The sequence below is a fragment of the Streptomyces sp. CA-243310 genome, from assembly GCF_050936775.1.
In the GTDB taxonomy this organism is placed as follows: Bacteria; Actinomycetota; Actinomycetes; order Streptomycetales; family Streptomycetaceae; genus Streptomyces.
Map to the genome: position 1 here is coordinate 3,580,102 of NZ_JBNJMF010000001.1, position 16,331 is coordinate 3,596,432.

Annotated in this window: 15 protein-coding genes; 6 read left to right on the forward strand and 9 right to left on the reverse strand. The window is 71.8% G+C overall.

Annotated elements, in window-relative coordinates; translation table 11 throughout:
* Positions 1–381: 381 nt before the first annotated feature.
* Positions 382–2,004 (reverse strand): molybdopterin-dependent oxidoreductase, encoded by a 1,623-nt coding sequence (locus tag ACQEVM_RS15805; RefSeq protein ID WP_433079116.1) that lies wholly within the window; start codon positions 2,002–2,004, stop codon positions 382–384.
* 233 nt (positions 2,005–2,237) lie between these two features.
* On the opposite strand from ACQEVM_RS15805, the gene ACQEVM_RS15810 reads away from it, so the two are divergent.
* The 5 genes from ACQEVM_RS15810 to ACQEVM_RS15830 all read left to right on the forward strand — a co-directional run bounded on the left by ACQEVM_RS15810 (position 2,238) and on the right by ACQEVM_RS15830 (position 8,176).
* The gene (locus ACQEVM_RS15810) at positions 2,238–2,987 is read left to right on the forward strand and encodes an anti-sigma factor (protein ID WP_433079118.1); all 750 of its coding nucleotides are present in this window, start codon (positions 2,238–2,240) and stop codon (positions 2,985–2,987) included.
* Positions 2,988–3,178: 191 nt separating this feature from the next.
* Positions 3,179–4,525: a class I SAM-dependent methyltransferase gene (locus ACQEVM_RS15815; RefSeq protein WP_433079120.1), complete on the forward strand. Its 1,347-nt coding sequence runs from the start codon at positions 3,179–3,181 to the stop codon at positions 4,523–4,525.
* Positions 4,526–4,737: 212 nt separating this feature from the next.
* Positions 4,738–5,286 carry a DUF4232 domain-containing protein gene (locus tag ACQEVM_RS15820; RefSeq protein WP_433079122.1) on the forward strand — a complete coding sequence of 183 codons (549 nt, stop codon included), beginning with the start codon at positions 4,738–4,740 and terminating at the stop codon, positions 5,284–5,286.
* Between the two features lie 173 nt (positions 5,287–5,459).
* A complete protein-coding gene (gene guaD / locus ACQEVM_RS15825) occupies positions 5,460–6,788 on the forward strand; it encodes a guanine deaminase (RefSeq protein WP_433079124.1) in 1,329 nt (442 codons plus the stop codon).
* A gap of 68 nt (positions 6,789–6,856) precedes the next feature.
* Positions 6,857–8,176 (forward strand): MFS transporter, encoded by a 1,320-nt coding sequence (locus ACQEVM_RS15830; RefSeq protein ID WP_433079126.1) that lies wholly within the window; start codon positions 6,857–6,859, stop codon positions 8,174–8,176.
* A 65-nt stretch (positions 8,177–8,241) separates the two neighbouring features.
* Here ACQEVM_RS15830 and ACQEVM_RS15835 read toward each other — a convergent pair whose 3' ends face one another.
* From ACQEVM_RS15835 to ACQEVM_RS15855, 5 genes are all read right to left on the reverse strand, one after another.
* Positions 8,242–8,640, reverse strand: a complete 399-nt coding sequence (locus ACQEVM_RS15835; RefSeq protein ID WP_433079128.1) for a DUF4440 domain-containing protein — start codon at positions 8,638–8,640, stop codon at positions 8,242–8,244.
* A 175-nt stretch (positions 8,641–8,815) separates the two neighbouring features.
* Positions 8,816–9,223, reverse strand: a complete 408-nt coding sequence (locus ACQEVM_RS15840) for a PPOX class F420-dependent oxidoreductase (protein WP_433079130.1) — start codon at positions 9,221–9,223, stop codon at positions 8,816–8,818.
* 284 nt (positions 9,224–9,507) lie between these two features.
* Positions 9,508–9,933, reverse strand: coding sequence for a DUF6003 family protein (locus tag ACQEVM_RS15845; RefSeq protein WP_433079132.1), 426 nt, complete (start codon positions 9,931–9,933; stop codon positions 9,508–9,510).
* A 98-nt stretch (positions 9,934–10,031) separates the two neighbouring features.
* Positions 10,032–10,445 carry an ATP-binding protein gene (locus tag ACQEVM_RS15850; protein WP_433079134.1) on the reverse strand — a complete coding sequence of 138 codons (414 nt, stop codon included), beginning with the start codon at positions 10,443–10,445 and terminating at the stop codon, positions 10,032–10,034.
* Positions 10,446–10,745: 300 nt separating this feature from the next.
* Complete coding sequence (locus tag ACQEVM_RS15855; RefSeq protein WP_433079136.1) at positions 10,746–12,038, reverse strand: phytase; 1,293 nt, start codon at positions 12,036–12,038, stop codon at positions 10,746–10,748.
* Positions 12,039–12,223: 185 nt separating this feature from the next.
* Here ACQEVM_RS15855 and ACQEVM_RS15860 point away from each other — a divergent pair, with 185 nt between their 5' ends.
* Entirely contained in the window at positions 12,224–13,840 is a 1,617-nt protein-coding gene (locus ACQEVM_RS15860) for a phospholipase D family protein (RefSeq protein WP_433079138.1), read from the forward strand.
* Positions 13,841–13,866: 26 nt separating this feature from the next.
* Here ACQEVM_RS15860 and ACQEVM_RS15865 read toward each other — a convergent pair whose 3' ends face one another.
* The 3 genes from ACQEVM_RS15865 to ACQEVM_RS15875 form a co-directional block, all read right to left on the reverse strand.
* Positions 13,867–14,244, reverse strand: a complete 378-nt coding sequence (locus ACQEVM_RS15865; protein ID WP_433079140.1) for a hypothetical protein — start codon at positions 14,242–14,244, stop codon at positions 13,867–13,869.
* Positions 14,241–14,834, reverse strand: coding sequence for a putative glycolipid-binding domain-containing protein (locus tag ACQEVM_RS15870; RefSeq protein ID WP_433079142.1), 594 nt, complete (start codon positions 14,832–14,834; stop codon positions 14,241–14,243). The genes ACQEVM_RS15865 and ACQEVM_RS15870 overlap by 4 nt, the downstream gene beginning before the upstream one ends.
* A 110-nt stretch (positions 14,835–14,944) precedes the next feature.
* Positions 14,945–15,907: an ion transporter gene (locus tag ACQEVM_RS15875; RefSeq protein ID WP_433079144.1), complete on the reverse strand. Its 963-nt coding sequence runs from the start codon at positions 15,905–15,907 to the stop codon at positions 14,945–14,947.
* Positions 15,908–16,331 lie beyond the last annotated feature (424 nt).

Here is a 16,331-nt window from a genome sequence, read left to right on the forward strand (position 1 = left end):
CGGGGCCGGTGTTCCGGCATTCGGCCGGCGCGCTCATCGGGCTCCGGTGGACCGCGTCACGCGCATCGCACCTCAGGCCGCCTCACCGGGGACGGACCGACTTCGCGGGCTCCGCTCCCCGTACGGGCCACAGCCCGACGTCATGACCCTTATTCGATGCCGAGGGGAGAAAAGATGGCGCGTATCGGGAATTGGCACGCATCTGTGTCAATGAACGGCCGAATCGGACGCTCCGTGGTCGCCCACACACGCCGCGGAGCGGCTCCCGCGGCACCGGATCGGGTGCCGCGGGAGCCGCTGCGTGTGCGTGCGGGCGGGCGGAGGTGGTCGGCGGGGGTGGTCGGCGGAGGTGGCCGGCGGAGGGGGTGGGCGTGTGGCGGGTCAGGTGGCGGTGACGAATACGCTGTGCCACCCGCTGGCGCCGTCGGGGATGGTCCGGGCACGCTGTTCCGTCTGCACCTGGCCGGTGCCGTCGGTGGCGCGGACGGTGAGGTTGTGACCACCGGGCGTGGTCTTCCAGGGGTAGGACCACTGGCGCCAGGTGTCGGTGGTGTCCTGCTCGGCGAGCTGCGCGTCCTGCCACGGGCCGTCGTCGACCCGGACCTCCACCCGCTCGACGCCCCGGTGCTGGGCCCAGGCGACACCGGCGACCATGACGGTGCCCGCCCCGGCCTGCGCGAAGGGCTTGGGGGTGTCGATGCGCGCCTGTGTCTTGATGGGCGCCTTCCGCGCCCACTTCCGCTTGACCCAGTAGGGGTCGTAGGAGTCGAAGGTGGTCAGCTCGATGTCCACGATCCACTTGCAGGCGGAGACGTAGCCGTACAGTCCCGGCACGACCATGCGCACGGGGAAACCGTGGTCGAAGGGCAACGGTTCGCCGTTCATCCCGACCGCGAGCATCGCGTCCCGTCCGTCCAACAGATCCTCGACCGGCGTGCCCAGGGTCATGCCGTCCACGGACCGGGCCACCAGCTGATCGGCGGGTCCCCCCTTCGACGGCGCCTTGACTCCCGCCTCCCTCAACAGGTCGGCGAGGCGTACGCCGAGCCAGCGGGCGTTGCCCACGTACGGGCCACCCACCTCGTTCGACACGCACGTCAAGGTGATGTTCCGCTCGATGAGGGGCCGGTCCAGCAGGTCCTGGAAGGTGTAGGTGCGCGGGCGGGGCACGCCCTTGCCGTGGATCCGCAACCGCCAGGTGTCCGCGTCCACCTTCGGCACGACCAGGGCCGTGTCCACGCGGTAGAAGTCCTTGTTCGGGGTGGTGAAGGCGCTGATGCCGGGGATCCGCAGCGCCGCGCGGGCCGGTGTCGCGGCGGCGGCCGAGGCCGGGGCGGGGAGCTTCACGGCCGTCCGGGAGGCGGCGGCCCCCTGACCGCTGCGGCCGGTCAGGGTCCTGCCCAGGGCCCCCGCCGCGGTGGAGGCGAGAGCGGTGACGCCCGCGGTGATCAGGAAGCCGCGCCGGTCCCATCCGGTGCCCTGCCCGGTCGTGTCCCCGGCGGCCCGGCCGTCGGGGGCCGGATCCGTGGAGGCGGTCCCGTTCGCTCCGTTCATCCTGCCGATCAGTACGTACAGGACGAGCGCCCCGGCCACGGCACCCAGCAGCGAAGGCAGGACGTCGCCCGCCCCGGCCGAGTCCGGCCGGGTCAGCGCGGCGCCGGCGCCGACGAGCCCGAACAGCAGGATGCCGACCGATCCCGTACGTCGACGGCGCAGGGCGAACAGGCCCAGCAGCGCGGCCAGGAGCCCGATGGTGGCCAGGATCCCGAGCTGGAGCACCAGCTTGTCGTTCTGTCCGAACGTGCGGATCGCGTAGTCCTTGAGCCACGCCGGTGTCTGATCGATGGCGGCTCCGCCGACCACGGTGACGGGGCCGGCCTGGGGCCGGACCAGGGAGGCGGCCAGTTCGCCCACGGCCAGAGCCGTGTAGCCGGCGAGCAGTCCGCTCGCCGCGGCGAGCGCGCCGCGTTTGACGGTCCTTCGGTAGATCCTCACGAGCTGCATTCGAGGCCGTGGCCCCACCGGATGGGTCCGCACGCGGATCCGCCGTCCGGGGCACGCGCAACGATTCCGGCCAATCCGTGCGGGATCCGGCGACGAACAAGCAGCGAGACGCCGGACCGCAGGCGGTCCGATGAGGGAGCCCTCGGCAGGGACGTTTCCTCCCGTCTTCGCGCCAGTACGAAGCGGATACCCGACGAACCGTATCCACCGAGCGACCGCATGGGGGTGACCACGTGAAACATGACGACGAGCTCCACGCCCTCATCGGCGCCTACGCCCTCGACGCACTCACCGGTGACGAACACGACCGCTTCACCCGACACCTGCGGGACTGCGAGGCGTGCCGCGCAGAACTGCCCGGCTTCCTGGACACGGCCGGTCGCCTCGCCACGGCCGTCGCGCACACCCCTCCCGCGCACCTCAGGGAGGCGGTGCTCCACCGGATCGACTCGGTCCGCCGACTTCCCCCTCGGGTACCGGAACCCGTCACGTCCACCGGGGTCTTCGCCCTCGCCCGGGGCAAGGCGTGGCGCTTCGGGATCGCCGCGGGCATCGCCACCGCCGCCGTCCTCGGCGGCGTCACGGTGTGGGAGGGCCGGCAGGCGGAGCGGGCCCACGAACAGGCGCTGCGGCTGGACTCCCGCAACCGCGACCTGAGCGCCGTCATCACCGCGTCCGACGCCCGCACCGTGCGCGGCGCCTTCGGCACCGGGGCCACCGCCACGCTCGTGACCTCCCGTGAACGCGGTCGAGCCGTCGTCATCACCGATCGGCTGCCCCCGCCCCCGCAGGGCAGGACGTACCAACTCTGGTTCTCCGACGGGGGAACCATGCGGCCGGCCGGACACCTCGACCACAGCGGCGCCGTCCTGCTGACGGGCGACATCGGCGCCGCCACCGCCGTCGGCGTCACCCTGGAGCCCGCGGGCGGATCACCGCGCCCCACCGGCAGCCCGCTGCTCCTGCTGAGCCTCCCCGCCTGAACCGCGCCACCGCCGGGCCGACCGGCGCAGCAAGCGGAAGACAACAGGCGGAAGGCAGCAAGCGGAAGACAACAAGCGGAAACAACAAGCGGAAAGCAACAACCGGAGCGTCCGTACCAATCCGCTCCGGCGGGGCCTCCGAAGAACGGAAGAAACTCCGCCCCGACCGTCCGCACCCGCGAAGGCCCCACATGACGACCTCGACGCCCCGACCCGCCACATTCGTCCGCGGCACCGCGCCCGCTCACCCCACGACGACCTCCGCCACGGGCCGGCCCGCGCCGGACGTTCCGCAGCACCGACCGGGCGAACCCTCCCTCTGGCCGGACGTCCACCGCCTGCCACCGGCCTCGGCCGCGCGCACGGCCGTGGCCAAGGCCCTGTTGCGCCGCGCGTTCGATCGCATGCCCCTCTCCCTGAGGAGCGACGCCTCCCCGACGAGCGATGCCCACGCCCCCCGGGGGCCGGAGCCCTCCCTCGTCCTGCACGACGCGGACGCCTTCCACCGCCGGATCGGCGCCGACGGACTCATCGGATTCGGCGAGTCCTACATGGCCGGTGAATGGGACAGCGACGATCTCGTCGCAGCCCTGACCGTGCTCGCCTCGCACGTCGACGCACTCGTGCCCGCACCCCTGGCCGAGCTGCGCCGCGCGTGGATACGTCGCCGCCCCCACGCACACCGCAACACCCCCGTGGGCGCCCGCCGGAACATCCAGCGGCACTACGACCTCTCCAACGACCTCTTCGAACTCTTCCTCGACCCGAGCATGACCTACTCCTCGGCGCTCTTCACCGCCTTCCCGGCCCGACAGGAATCCCTGGAGGACGCTCAACACCGCAAGATCGACCGCCTGCTCGACCTCGCGGGCGTCGGCTCCGGGACCCGCCTGCTGGAGATCGGCACCGGCTGGGGCGAACTCGCCCTGCGGGCTGCCGCCCGGGGCGCCGACGTCGTGACGATCACCCTGTCCACCGAGCAGCGCGACCTCGCCCGCAGCCGCGTCGCCGCCGCCGGTCACACGGACCGCGTCAGCGTCGAACTGTGCGACTACCGCGACGTCCGGGGCGAGTACGACGCCATCGTGAGCGTCGAGATGATCGAGGCCGTCGGCGCCGAGTACTGGCCCGCGTACTTCGACACCCTGCGCACGGCACTCGCCCCCGGCGGCCGCATCGCGCTCCAGGCCATCACCATGGCCCACGACCGGATGCTCGCCACCGCACAGAGCCACACCTGGATCAGCAAGTACATCTTTCCCGGCGGCCTCATCCCCTCCCGCGAGGCCATCCGCACCGAGGCGGCCCGGGCGGGCCTGAGCGTCACCGCCGACCACGGATTCGGCGAGCACTACGCCGAAACCCTGAGGCTGTGGCGCGAACGGTTCACCGGCCACACCGCCCGGGTGACGGAACTCGGCTTCGACCACGTCTTCCAGCGCATGTGGGAGCTCTATCTCGCCTACTCCGAGGCCGGGTTCCGCTCCCGTTATCTCGACGTGCGGCACATCCTCCTCACGGAGGGCGGCGCCCACTGACCGGCCTGCGGGATCCCGTGGCACGCCGCCGCGCGACAGGGCCGCTCCGCGCCCCGGTCGACACCCCGGGAGACGCGGAGGACGATGAGGGAGACGGGTGCCTCACCGCCCGGTACGCCGGCCGCACGCCCAGGATGGCGCCGTCCGCCGACCGCGGAGGCCTGTCGAGGGGGTCATGCACGACGTTCCCTGACACCGCGGGAGAACCAACGATGAAATGCGCAGCGAAGAAGAGGAGCCGTGCCCGGGCCTGCCGTTCGCTCCTGGCGGCCCTGGTGTTGTCGGGTGGTGCGCTGGCCGGTGCCGGATCGGCCGTGGCGGCCGACCAGGCGACGCCCCAGCGGGCCCCCGCCGCACAGTGCAAGGGCGGCCAGCTGACGGTCAGCGGGACCTCGGGAACCGGTCAGGCGCGGGTCACCGTCGTCAACAAGGGCCCCAAGGCGTGCGTCCTCTCGGGCTTCCCCACCGTCGCACTCGCCGGCCAGGGCGCACCCGACCGGAACAAGCCCCTCAACGTCTCCCGCACGGGCGGCGCGAAGCCCGTACAACTCGCGGTCGGCGCCCGGGCGGCGTCCCAACTCACCTTCCCGCCGGTCCTCGGTGAGGCCGACGGCTACTGCGCCTCCGGCGCCAAGCCGTTCGCCGCGCCCACGATGGTCGTCGGCGTCGCCGGCACCAAGACCCAGATCGCCCCGAACGACGGCGGAAACTTCGCGATCTGCGGCAACAGCGTCCGCGCCACCGCCTTCCGCGCGGCCTGACGTCGAGCCGCCCACCCGCACCCGGACTTCCCCCGCCTGCGACCGATTCGGGTCGCAGGCGGGGGAAGCCCTTGTGCGGGTTCGGTGCGTCACCCGTTCGGCCGCCGTCGGGGTGCCCCGCAGATTCCGCGACGGTCCACTTGCACTGTCGTTCCACGGCTGCGGAGGTACCGATGAGTGCGAGCGTGACCGCCGTGCGCGGGCCGATGGTCTGGTTCCGCGGCGACCCGTTCCTGATCGCCCGCGAGGACGCCTTCGTCCACGAGAGCGACGGCCTGCTGATCTGCACCGACGGCGTCGTCACGGCGGCGGGGGACTACACGGCCCTGCGGGACCGACTCCCCGACAGCCTGGAGCCGGTGCACTACCCGGACCACGTCATCACCGCCGGCTTCATCGACACCCACATCCACTACGTGCAGACCGGGATCATCGCCGCCTTCGGCTCGCAGCTGATCGACTGGCTGAACCACTACACGTTCGTGGAGGAACAGCGGTTCTCCGACCCGGCCTACGCCCGCACCGTCGCCTCGTCGTTCTGCGACGAACTCCTGCGCAACGGGACGACGACCGCGTTGACGTTCTGCGCGGTCTATCCGGAGTCCGTCGACGCGCTCTTCGCGGAGGCCTCCCGACGCAACATGCGGATGGCCGCCGGCAAGGTGCTGATGGACCGCAACGCCCCGGACGCCCTGCTCGACACCGCCCAGTCCGGCCACGACGACTCCAAGGCGCTGCTGGAGCGTTGGCACGGCAAGGGACGCAACCTCTACGCGATCACACCGAGGTTCGCCCCGACCAGTACGCCGGCCCAGCTGGAGGCGGCGGGAGCATTGCGCCGCGAACACCCCGAAGCCCTCATGCACACCCACGTGTCGGAGAACACCGGCGAGATCTCCTGGGTCCGCTCGCTCTTCCCGGAACGCGCCGGATACCTGGACGTCTACGACCACTACGGCCTGCTGGGACGCGGCACGGTACTCGCCCACGGAGTGCACCTGACCGGCCGCGAACGCGACCGGTGCTCCGAGACGGGCACGGCGATCTCGCACTGCCCCACGTCGAACCTGTTCCTCGGCAGCGGTCTCTTCCACGTCCACGACGCCAAGGACTCCAAGCGTCCGGTGCACGTCGGCCTCGGCACGGACATCGGCGCCGGCACGAGCTTCTCGCTGCTGGCCACCATGAACGAGGCCTACAAGGTCGCGGAGCTGTGCAACTACCCGCTCGACTCGGTCAAGGCGTTCTACCTCGCCACCCTCGGCAGCGCCCAGGCCATGGGCATCGAGGACCGGGTCGGATCACTGGAGCCCGGACACGAGGCCGACTTCGTCGTCCTCGACCCGCGGGCGACCCCGCTGCTGGCACAGCGGACGTCACGGGTCTCCGACATCGAGGAACTGCTGTTCGTGCTGGCCGTGATGGGTGACGACCGGACGGTACGCGCCACGTACGTGGCCGGCACCCTCGCCCACGACCGCGACGTCGTCACAGCCGACTGAGCCGAGCCCGGTCCGAACGGGCACCGGAACCGGCCCGGACGCCCGGGCCTTCGACGGGAGACACCGACATGGCGCATACCGTCCCCACCGCCGCGGGCGGGGAGACCGAGTACCGCAAGCACCCCGGTGCCAGGATCCTGCACGGCCCCCACCGCACCATCGGGGGAGTCGAGGCCTGGGTCATCTGGGGTCTCTGCACGATCTTCGTGGTGTGGCTGTTCGCCATCCAGACCGGCTACGCGGTGGTCTCCCCGGAGATCCAGAAGACGGCAGGACTGACGGTCGCCCAGATCGGCCTCGCCGGATCGATCTACACGTGGGCGTTCGCGCTGTGCCAGTTCTTCTCCGGGGCGCTCCTGGACCGATTCGGGTCCCGCCCCCTGCTGGCCGTCGCCGTCGCCTTCGTCACGGCGGGCGCGTTCCTGTACGCGCAGACGACCAGCATGGCCACGCTGATCGTGGCCCAGGTCGTCCTGGCCATCGGCTCGTCGTTCGGATTCGTCGGCGCCGGATACATCGGCGGCCAGTGGTTCCCGGTGGCCCGTTACGGGCTGATGTTCGGGCTCGTGCAATCGCTCGCCTCGCTGGGCTCGGCGTTCGGTCAGCCCGCGATCTCCTGGCAACTGGGAATGGTCAGTTGGCAGCAACTCCTCAACGGCTTCGGCGCCGCCGGAGTCGTGCTGATCGTGCTCTTCGCGTTCCTGGTCCGCAACCCCACGCCGGGTCCCGCGCAGTTGGCGGCCACTTCGAAGGACACCAGGCCGCGCCTGCTCTCCAGCATCTTCCGTGACCTGGGCCGGTGCTTCCGCAACCGCAACGTCGTGCTCTCCTCGGCCCTCGCCGGGGTGTCGTTCGGGTCCATGCTCGCCATGGGCGTGCTGTGGGGACCGAGACTCATGGAGGCTCGCGGCGCGCAGGGCTCGCTCGCCGCCACCCTGACGGCGGTGTCCTGGCTCGGGCTCGCCGTCGGCGCCCCGCTGTTCAACCTCCTGTCCGACCACTGGAACAACCGGCGCGTGCCGGCCGTGGTCGGTGTCCTCCTCCAGGCCATCGCGGTCAGCCTGCTGATCTACCTTCCCGCGCAGACGAACAGCGTCTCCGTGGTGACCATGTTCGCCGTCGGTCTGTTCGCCGGCGCGCACATGCTGGGCTTCACGGTCGCGGGGGAGTCCGTGCCGGGCGCCCTGGTCGGCAGCTCCGCCGCCATCGTGAACGGGATCTGCTTCATCATCGGCGGAGTCCTCCAGGCCGTTCCCGGCAGGCTGCTGCCCGATGCCCCGGACCTGGCGGACTACGGGCACGCCCTGCTCATGATGCCGATCCTGCTGCTCCTCGGAGCCATCGCCGGGTTCTTCATCAAGGACACCGCCACCGCGCCCCACCCGTGAACCGATGTCGCACCGCCGTGTGGGGCCGGGCGCGATGAGGGGCGATGCGGTGGGGGCCGATGCGGTCAGGGCCGATCGTGCCAGGAGAGCGCCGAGATGCGCCAGCCCTCCGGGGTGCGGACGAACTGGATCGTCTTGGTTCCCCCACCCTCGAACGGTTTGCCGTCCAGGATCCCGGACTTGCGGTACTCCCCGAACCGCGACGCGATGTCACCGGTGATCTCGGTCCGTTCGGAGGTCTCCCACTCGGAGAACTCCACCAACCGGCCGTCGTCCAGCAGTCTGCGACGGGGTGCGATGAACTCCTCGACGGTGTAGACGGTGAACTCCGGTCCGGTCTTCACGATCACCCCGCCCGGGAGGAGGAGCCGACGGATCCGCTCCACGTCGGCACGCCTGCCGCCCCGGTTGTCGAAGGCGCCGAAGAACTCGGCGGTCAGCAGGTCGATCTCGGTACGCGACACCGCGCGACAGTAACAAGCGGACCGTGGCGAGCAACAGCCCCGCGCACAGGGGCCGTGCCCCCGACGGTCCGCGCCCGCGAAACGCCGTCCCGGTCTGCGGGCGGAGGGTGGGGCCGGTGGGCGGGGGGTGCTTCCGGCCCCGGTTTCGCGGGTCGTGCCGCCGTCGGGCGGGGGCTCAGAGCGACCCGACGACCTTGCGCGGGGTCACGCGCAGGACCACGCGCGGGGCGTCGTCCTTGGAGGACGGGTTGAAATCGGCGTACTCCTTGCCCGTGTACTTGCGGGAGAGGGCGTCGATCAGCTCCTGCCCGCCTTCGGTGGTCAGGGAGACGGTGCCCCGCACCTCGGCATACGTGTAGGGGGCGTTGGGCGGGTTGATGATGACGGTGGCCCGTGGGTCGCGGCGAAGGTTCGCCTCCTTGCGACGGCCGACGGTGGTGGAGATCAACAGGTCGTCGCCGTCACGGGCCAACCAGGTGACGGAGAGCTGCGGGCTGCCGTCGGGCTGGATCGTGGCCACCGTCGCGAAGACCGGCGTGTCGTCGATCAGCTTCTTGAGGTCGTCGGAGAGTGCTTCTGACACGGAACGGGTCCTTTCCCACGATGAGCGCTGTCGTCGAAGATCAGCGAGAACAGACTGCGGACGCCCGTGGTCCGCGGCAAGCCGGGAGCCGGCCTCCGAAGGCCGGTTGCCGGCCGTGTGACGGGCGGTTGTCGGGCGGGTGACGGCCCAGATCGCGCCCCGGGGCCGGGCGGGGCCGGGCGGAGCCGTGCGGGACGGCGGCGACGTGTCGTCGGCCGCCGCCCGCCGTGTTCACTCGTACGAGTGGGTGGCCCGCCGTCCCGGGGGACGGGGGCCAGTACCGCTCACGCCTGGATCAGGTGGGCGACGTTCTGCGGGTCCAGGCCGGTCAGCTGGACGATCCGGGGCGCGGGAATACCGGCGGTCAGGGCCCGGTGGACGAGCGCTTCCCAGTCCTCGGTCGTGTGCTTGTACTCCAAGAGCTCCGCTTCCATGTGCGTGACCGACGGGGAGGCGCATTCCCGGTGCACGCGAGCCGTCTCGTCCTCGCTCAGCGGGACGGGAAGTCGCTCCGCGTCCTCGGGAATGAGCACGTCCGACCCGGCGGGCAGGATCCTGACGTGTTCCGACGACTCCGACGTGCCGTGAGCCTGCAGCCATCCGTGGACGGCGGGAGTCTCGGCGCACTCCAGGGGCGTGACGGCGGCCAGGGCCGCCCCGAGCCGCGGGTGTCGCTCGGGGAGCAGGAACAGGTAGGCGTCATCGGCCATTTCGCGAACTCGCTTTACTCTCGATCCGGCGTACCGGGGAACTCGATCCGGCGTACCGGGGAACGGGGGAAACGGGGGAGCGGCCTCGGACCTCGCGGTCACAGGGGCAGGACGGCGAGGATGGTCTTTCCCTCCCCCGGCACGAGGGTGACGGCCAGGGTGCGGCAGTAGTGGCGGACCATGTGCCAGCCGAAACCGCCTGTGCGTCCGGCGAGGTCGGGTGTGCGCTCCTGGGGGAGATCGGAGCTGTTGTCACTCACCGCGACGCTCACGCTGTCGGGCCCCGAACTCAGCTGGAGGGTGTAGTGGCCGCCACCGTGTCGCAGGGCGTTGGTGGCGAGCTCGGAGACCACGAGCTGGAGCGCGTCCGAGGTGTCCGCCGGCGCGGCGGGATCGAGACTGGCGGCGTAGGCGCGAGCGACTTCGCGGGCCCGGGCGATGCCGGCCGCACTGTCGTCCTCGATCACCAGATCAGCGGGGACTGACGTGTCTGTCGCCTTCATGTCGTTCATGCGCGCACACCCACCTTGTCGGTTCGACCGTCGGACCCTACGTGTTCCCCGAGTGAGATCCTTTACACACAGTGACGTCGGATTGCCGAACCGGATCGTCCACGGTTCCCGCGGGAGAGGGCGAGCCGGCCGCCGTGGGGCGGGGCAGTGACCGCCCGTACACGAGGTCCCCGTCGTTTCATCGTCCCGCTCCCGTCCGGCGGTGTCGAACGGTCCCGGGAGCCGGAAGCCCCGCGGTCGCCGATCGTTCGGCGACCGCGGGGCTTCCGGCACGTTCCGTGGGTGCGAAGTCCGATGTGCTCAGAGCCGGTCGAGCACCCTGCCCAGGTCCACGAACTTGAAGCCGGTGGCCTCCCGCTCCGTGTCCGCCGGAGTGTCCCGGCCGTCCTGGACCACGAGCAGACCGCGCGGGAAGCGCCTGCCCAGCGGGGCGTTGAGCACGGCCGCCCCGTCACACTGCTCCGAGCCGTCGAGCGTGGCGTTCGCCGCCGACACCCGGAAGCCGCCCTCGTAGGCGTTGTGCTCGTCGACCTCCCGGTCGTAGACCGCGAAGGTGTCGTCGCCCTGACTGGACGCGAGCAGGTGACCGTCGCCACCGCGCCCGGTGACCAGGGTCAGTCCCTCGACGTCCGCGGCGAGCCGGCGGCCGCCGAAGCCCGGGTCGGCGCCGGCGACGCACTCCTCGGTCCTCTCGTCGTACACCCCGGGAACGCCGTACTCGCGGACCTTGTCGATCAGCTTCGGCGTGCCGGTGAGGTCGGCGGGCAGCCGCCAGATGCCCACGTCCTCCTGGCCCGCGTACAGGACACCGTTGGCCGGATCGACGACCATGCCCTCGACCTGCGGAAGTTCCCCGGGTTCGGCGCAGGGGCTCCACGCCTTGCCGTTCGGAAGCCGGAACGAGGACGGCAGGTCGAGCGTGCGCACCAGGCGGTAGGTGACGGTGCCGGACGCCGTCGGCGTGAGTTCGAGGAGGGCGAGTCGGGTCTGGTTGCGGCGGCTGACCAGCGCGTACGAGCGTCCGGTGCGGGCATCGGTCCAGGTGGCGAGACCGTAGGCGGTCCGCTGCTCGTTGATGTCGGCCTGATCCGCGGAGAACACCGGCGGTGCGCCGGGATCGGTCACGTCGACCAGCGGCCCGCCGGGCCGTCCGGCCTGTACCCGGTACACCCGCAGCCGGTCGTTCCCGCGGTCCGTGGTCACGGCCACGTCGGCCCGGCCGCCGGACAGGCGCAGGCCCTGCACGAGGTCGACGTTGTTGAAGCGCCCGGGGGCGTCGTCGGGCGCACCCGTGGAGGGCGCGGCGACCGCCTGGACCTGGCGGGCGTCGAGGTCGTAGACCCGCAGTCCGCCCTCCTTCGCGGTGGCGATGACCAGGCTGTTGTCGGGATCGGCGGCGTTGCGCCAGATCGCGGGATCGTCGGCGTTGGCATGGCCGCCGGCCTCGTCGTCGTACAGCGTCGCCGTCTCCGACCGGGCGGTGACGGAGGGCAGGGGGCGCGCGGCCTGTGCCTGCTGCGGCGCCGCCGCGGTCAGGACGACGAGCGCGGCGGCGACGACGGATGCCGCGTGCAGACGGCGCGGAGACGTCACGGAAACTCCAGACTGTCAGGTACATGGACAGGGCGAGAGTCGAACGGCGATGCGACGGGGCGACCTACGCGACCGGGCATCCGCACGTCCGCACGGTGAACACGACGAGGCGTCCGCGCCGGTCCCGCACGGGACCGGATGACGGCGCCCCGAGTGGGTAGACGCCCGGGCGGAGGCCCATACCCGTGAAGCTCAGCGACTGGATGATCACCGCCCACGAACGCGGCAACGCCGCGACCCGGCTCGACGCGCGACACCCCGACGGAGCCGCCTGGACCCGCGGGAACCAGGTGCGCCCCCTGGTGCACGGCGCCACCTACTTCGCCGAACTGCTGGCAGGGATCCGGGCCCAGCGCGCGGGCGACCTGCTGCTGTTCACGGACTGGCGCGGCGACCCCGACGAGCGGCTCGACGGCCCCGGCACGGAGATCGGCGCCGTACTGGGCGAGGCCGCGCGGCGCGGTGTCATCGTCAAGGGGCTCATCTGGCGCTCCCACCTGGACGGGCTCCAGTTCAGCGAAACCGAGAACCGCCACCTCGGCGAGGAGATCGAGGCCGCCGGCGGCGAGTGCCTGCTCGACATGCGGGTACGCCCCGGGGGTTCCCACCATCAGAAACTGGTCGTCCTGCGCCATCCCGGGCGCCCCCACCTCGACGTCGCCTACGTCGGCGGCATCGACCTCTGCCACGGCCGCAACGACGACGCCTCGCACCAAGGCGACCCCCAGGCACCGCCCTTCGCCTCCGCGTACGGCTCCCGCCCGCCGTGGCACGACGTGCAACTGGCGGTCCGGGGCCCCGCCGTCGGCGACATCGAGGCCGGGTTCCGCGAGCGGTGGTGCGACCCCGGACCCCTCAGCCGCAGCCCGACGGTCCGGCTGCGCGCCCTCCTCAACCGAGAGGACACGGCGGCCGACCGCCTTCCCCCTCAGCTGCCCGACCCCCGGCCGTGCGGAACGCAGGCGGTACAGATCCTGCGCACCTACCCCAACCGCCTCTGGCGGGGCTACCCCTTCGCGCCCGACGGCGAACGCAGCATCGCCCGCAGCTACCTCAAGGCACTGCGGCGGGCGCGGGCCCTGATCTACCTGGAGGACCAGTACCTCTGGTCCCCGAAGGTGGTCGCGTCCTTCGCCCAGGCGCTGCGCGACAACCCGGAACTGCGCCTGATCGCCGTGATCCCCACGGTCCCCGAGCAGGACGGACGGATCACGCTGCCGATGAACCTCGTCGGACGGCTCACCGCGCTGGAGGCGCTGCGACGCGCGAGCGCCGACCGCGTCGCGGTCTACGGGCTGGAGAACCACGCCGGGACTCCCGTGTACGTGCACGCCAAGGTCTGCGTGATCGACGACGTCTGGGCCTCGGTCGGCTCGGACAACGTGAACCTCCGCTCCTGGACGCACGACTCGGAACTCAACTGCGCCGTGCTGGACGAGACCGTCGACGTCCGCCCGCCGCTCGATCCCGGAGGCCTCGGGGACGGTGCCCGCCGCCACGCCAGGGACCTGCGGCTGGAACTCTCGCTCGAACACCTCGACGCCGCGTCCCCCGACTCACGGTACCCGGCCGACCTCGTGTGTGACCCGGTCGCCGCCTTCGATGCGTTCGCGTCGAGCGCCGCCGCACTGGACGCGTGGCACGACGGCGGTGGCCGGGGCCCCCGGCCGGCGGGCCGCCTGCGGACCTACCGCCCGCCCGACCTGTCGCGCACCACGCGCGGGGGCGTCATGCCGTTGTACCGGTTGTTCGTCGACCCCGACGGACGTCCGTTCGGGCTCCGGCGCCGCAACGCGTACTGAACGGCGGACGGCGCCGCGTGCCGCCGTCAGACGCTCCGCGGCGTTCCGGGCCCGCCGAGACCGGCATGGACCGCTTCCGGGTCCTCCTGGGCGCGGTAACGGAAGTGCCAGGCCAGTGCGTCGTCGTGCGGGGCAGAGGTGAGCGAGACGAGGTTGCCTCGGCCGGCGGGCAGCAGCCGGGGCGCTGCCCACTGCTGTGCCACCACGGCCAGTGGCTCTCCCGCGGCGGTGGTGAGGATCCAGGTGGCGAGGCCGCCCGAGATGTGCGGCAGGTAGCCGCCGGCCAGGACCGAGGTGATCGCCTCGCCGATCGTGGCCGCGGCCGGGAAGGTGTGCCGGCGTTCGTGCGGAGCGTCCGTGTCATCGCCCATCGAGACGCTCGCCCTGGTCAGGAGCACCTTCATGACGCCGCCCCATCGGAACCGGCGCGCAGGCCGGTGGCCAGGCCCGGGTAGTGGCGGACCAGACCGTCGGCGTCGAACTCCACGTCGGCGGTGAACGCACCGGAGGCGTAGCGGACCCGGTGGCCGCCGAGCGGCGTGTACACCTGCTCCGACGGCGTCACGGCGAGATCGGGAACGGACACCCAGGCCATCAGGAACGGCCGTTCCGGGGTGCCCGCGTCCGCCAGGTGGAGCCCGTGCCGCAGCACGGGCATGGTGTTCGTCAGCGGACACAGGCCCAGGTCGCAGTCGAGGGCACCGTCGAACTCCTCCCGCGGCTGCCCGTCGACCGTCCATCGTCCGGCCTCGTCCCGGCGCAGGTCGAGTTCACGCGTCGCGACACCGGGACCGTCGACGATGACGTGCAGGGCCCGCGTGACGAAACGGGGACCGGTCGCGAGCCGGTACGTGACCCAGTACGGACCGTCCACGAGGCCCATCGCCCGGCCCCGCGCCCCGAGGCGGTCCTCCTCGAACCGCCCCCACACGGTGTCGTATCCGCCGGAGGCCGTGACCTGCCAGGTGCGAGTGAAGTGTGCGGAGTCGTCCATGGGGAGATCCTCGCGCACGCCGCGACCGCCGTGCCAGGCCGGCACACGCGCCCGGCCGGGAGGAGTCCGGCCAGGAGGGATCCGGCCGGGAGGAATTGGGGTCCGTTCCCTCACACGGCGCCGGCCGAGACGTGGGCCGGGGGAGGGGAGCCGCCGATCGAGGCCGTGGCCGGCGTGTGCGGGAGGTCGAGTTGGGCCTCCATGTCGTCGAGCGCGCTGCGCATCGCGGCGATCCGCAGACGCAGGCCATCTGCCGGTTCCGTCCCTGCGGCGTCGCCCGCGCCCGGTGGGGTCGACGCCTCGGCCGTGTGCGCGGCGCTCTCCCGCAGGGCCTCGGCGGCCTCCATCTCGCGGGCCTCCTCAAGCGAGTTGAGGACGACCCCGATCAGCACGTTCACGAGCACGAACGAGGCGAGCAGGACGTAGGAGGCGTAGTACAGGATGCTGAAGGGGGAGACGGCCAACCCGGCGTGCACGGCGTCGCCCAGACCCTCCAGGGTCATCAGGAGGAAGAGGGTCAGCCCGGCGCGGCCGAGGGACCCGTAGTGCTGCGGGTCGTGCCCGGCGAAGCAGATCCAGCCGATCATCGCGTACACGTAGAGGATCAGCGCACCGACGAACAGGAAGCTGACGGTGCCGGGCAGGCTGCGGCCCACGGCGACCAACAGGACGCGCAACTGCGGCATGAACCGCGCGGTGCGCAGTACGCGAGCCAGCCGCAGGAGCCTCAGCAGGGTGGTGTTCTCCCGCAGGAACGGCACGAAGGCGGAGGAGACCACCAGCAGGTCGAACACGTTCCAGGGATCCCGGAAGAAAGCTTTCGGTCGATCGGCGTGCGCACCCAGGCGGACCAGCATCTCCAGGGTGAACGCGACCACGCAGAATCGTTCGGCCAAGTGGAGTACGGGCCCGTAGTCGACGGAGAGGCCGCTGTACGTCTCGACGCCCAGCAGTGCGGCATTGAGGAGGATCACCGCGAACACGCCGATCGAGAACGGCGGCGCCTCGCACACCTCGCGGCACCGCGCGGCCAGTCTCCTGCGTCCCGCGTCCACCGCGGTGAGGTCGGTCATCGTGCTCCCTCGTGCAATTCGGCGGCGCCCCGGCCGGCCACCGCGTCGCGTCGCGACGGACGCCGGGGCGATGATCATGTTCCGGCTCGTGTAACGCCGGCCGGCCCGAATCGAGACGCCTTGGGGCGGCACATCGCCCGATCGGGGAGCGCGAGCCCGGGCGGGGCCGTTGCACCCGCCCGTCGGGGACCCGGCAGGACGGCGCATCGCGCGGCAGTCGTACGGGTTTGGCCCGGCGGTATGGGGTGAGACGAGAGTGCACCCCAGGAGAAAGGGAAGCGCAATGAGTGTGGTGGCTCTTCTTGTCGCACCGATGATCCTCGCCGCCGTCCTGACCTACCAGGGCGGCAGCAGGGCCCGGCACCGGGCCCGCTGAGTTCACCGGGCCGGAGCCGCCCCTCGCGCGGCCCGCCCGATGTCCCCT

Bases quoted from the DNA above. Each gene is read 5' to 3' on its own strand.
- ACQEVM_RS15875 (WP_433079144.1), bottom strand. From the start codon at position 15,907: ATGACCGACCTCACCGCGGTGGACGCGGGACGCAGGAGACTGGCCGCG.
- ACQEVM_RS15820 (WP_433079122.1), top strand. From the start codon at position 4,738: ATGAAATGCGCAGCGAAGAAGAGGAGCCGTGCCCGGGCCTGCCGTTCG.
- ACQEVM_RS15870 (WP_433079142.1), bottom strand. From the start codon at position 14,834: ATGGACGACTCCGCACACTTCACTCGCACCTGGCAGGTCACGGCCTCC.
- ACQEVM_RS15845 (WP_433079132.1), bottom strand. From the start codon at position 9,933: ATGGCCGATGACGCCTACCTGTTCCTGCTCCCCGAGCGACACCCGCGG.
- ACQEVM_RS15865 (WP_433079140.1), bottom strand. From the start codon at position 14,244: ATGAAGGTGCTCCTGACCAGGGCGAGCGTCTCGATGGGCGATGACACG.
- ACQEVM_RS15815 (WP_433079120.1), top strand. From the start codon at position 3,179: ATGACGACCTCGACGCCCCGACCCGCCACATTCGTCCGCGGCACCGCG.
- ACQEVM_RS15850 (WP_433079134.1), bottom strand. From the start codon at position 10,445: ATGAACGACATGAAGGCGACAGACACGTCAGTCCCCGCTGATCTGGTG.
- ACQEVM_RS15830 (WP_433079126.1), top strand. From the start codon at position 6,857: ATGGCGCATACCGTCCCCACCGCCGCGGGCGGGGAGACCGAGTACCGC.
- ACQEVM_RS15805 (WP_433079116.1), bottom strand. From the start codon at position 2,004: ATGCAGCTCGTGAGGATCTACCGAAGGACCGTCAAACGCGGCGCGCTC.
- guaD (WP_433079124.1), top strand. From the start codon at position 5,460: ATGAGTGCGAGCGTGACCGCCGTGCGCGGGCCGATGGTCTGGTTCCGC.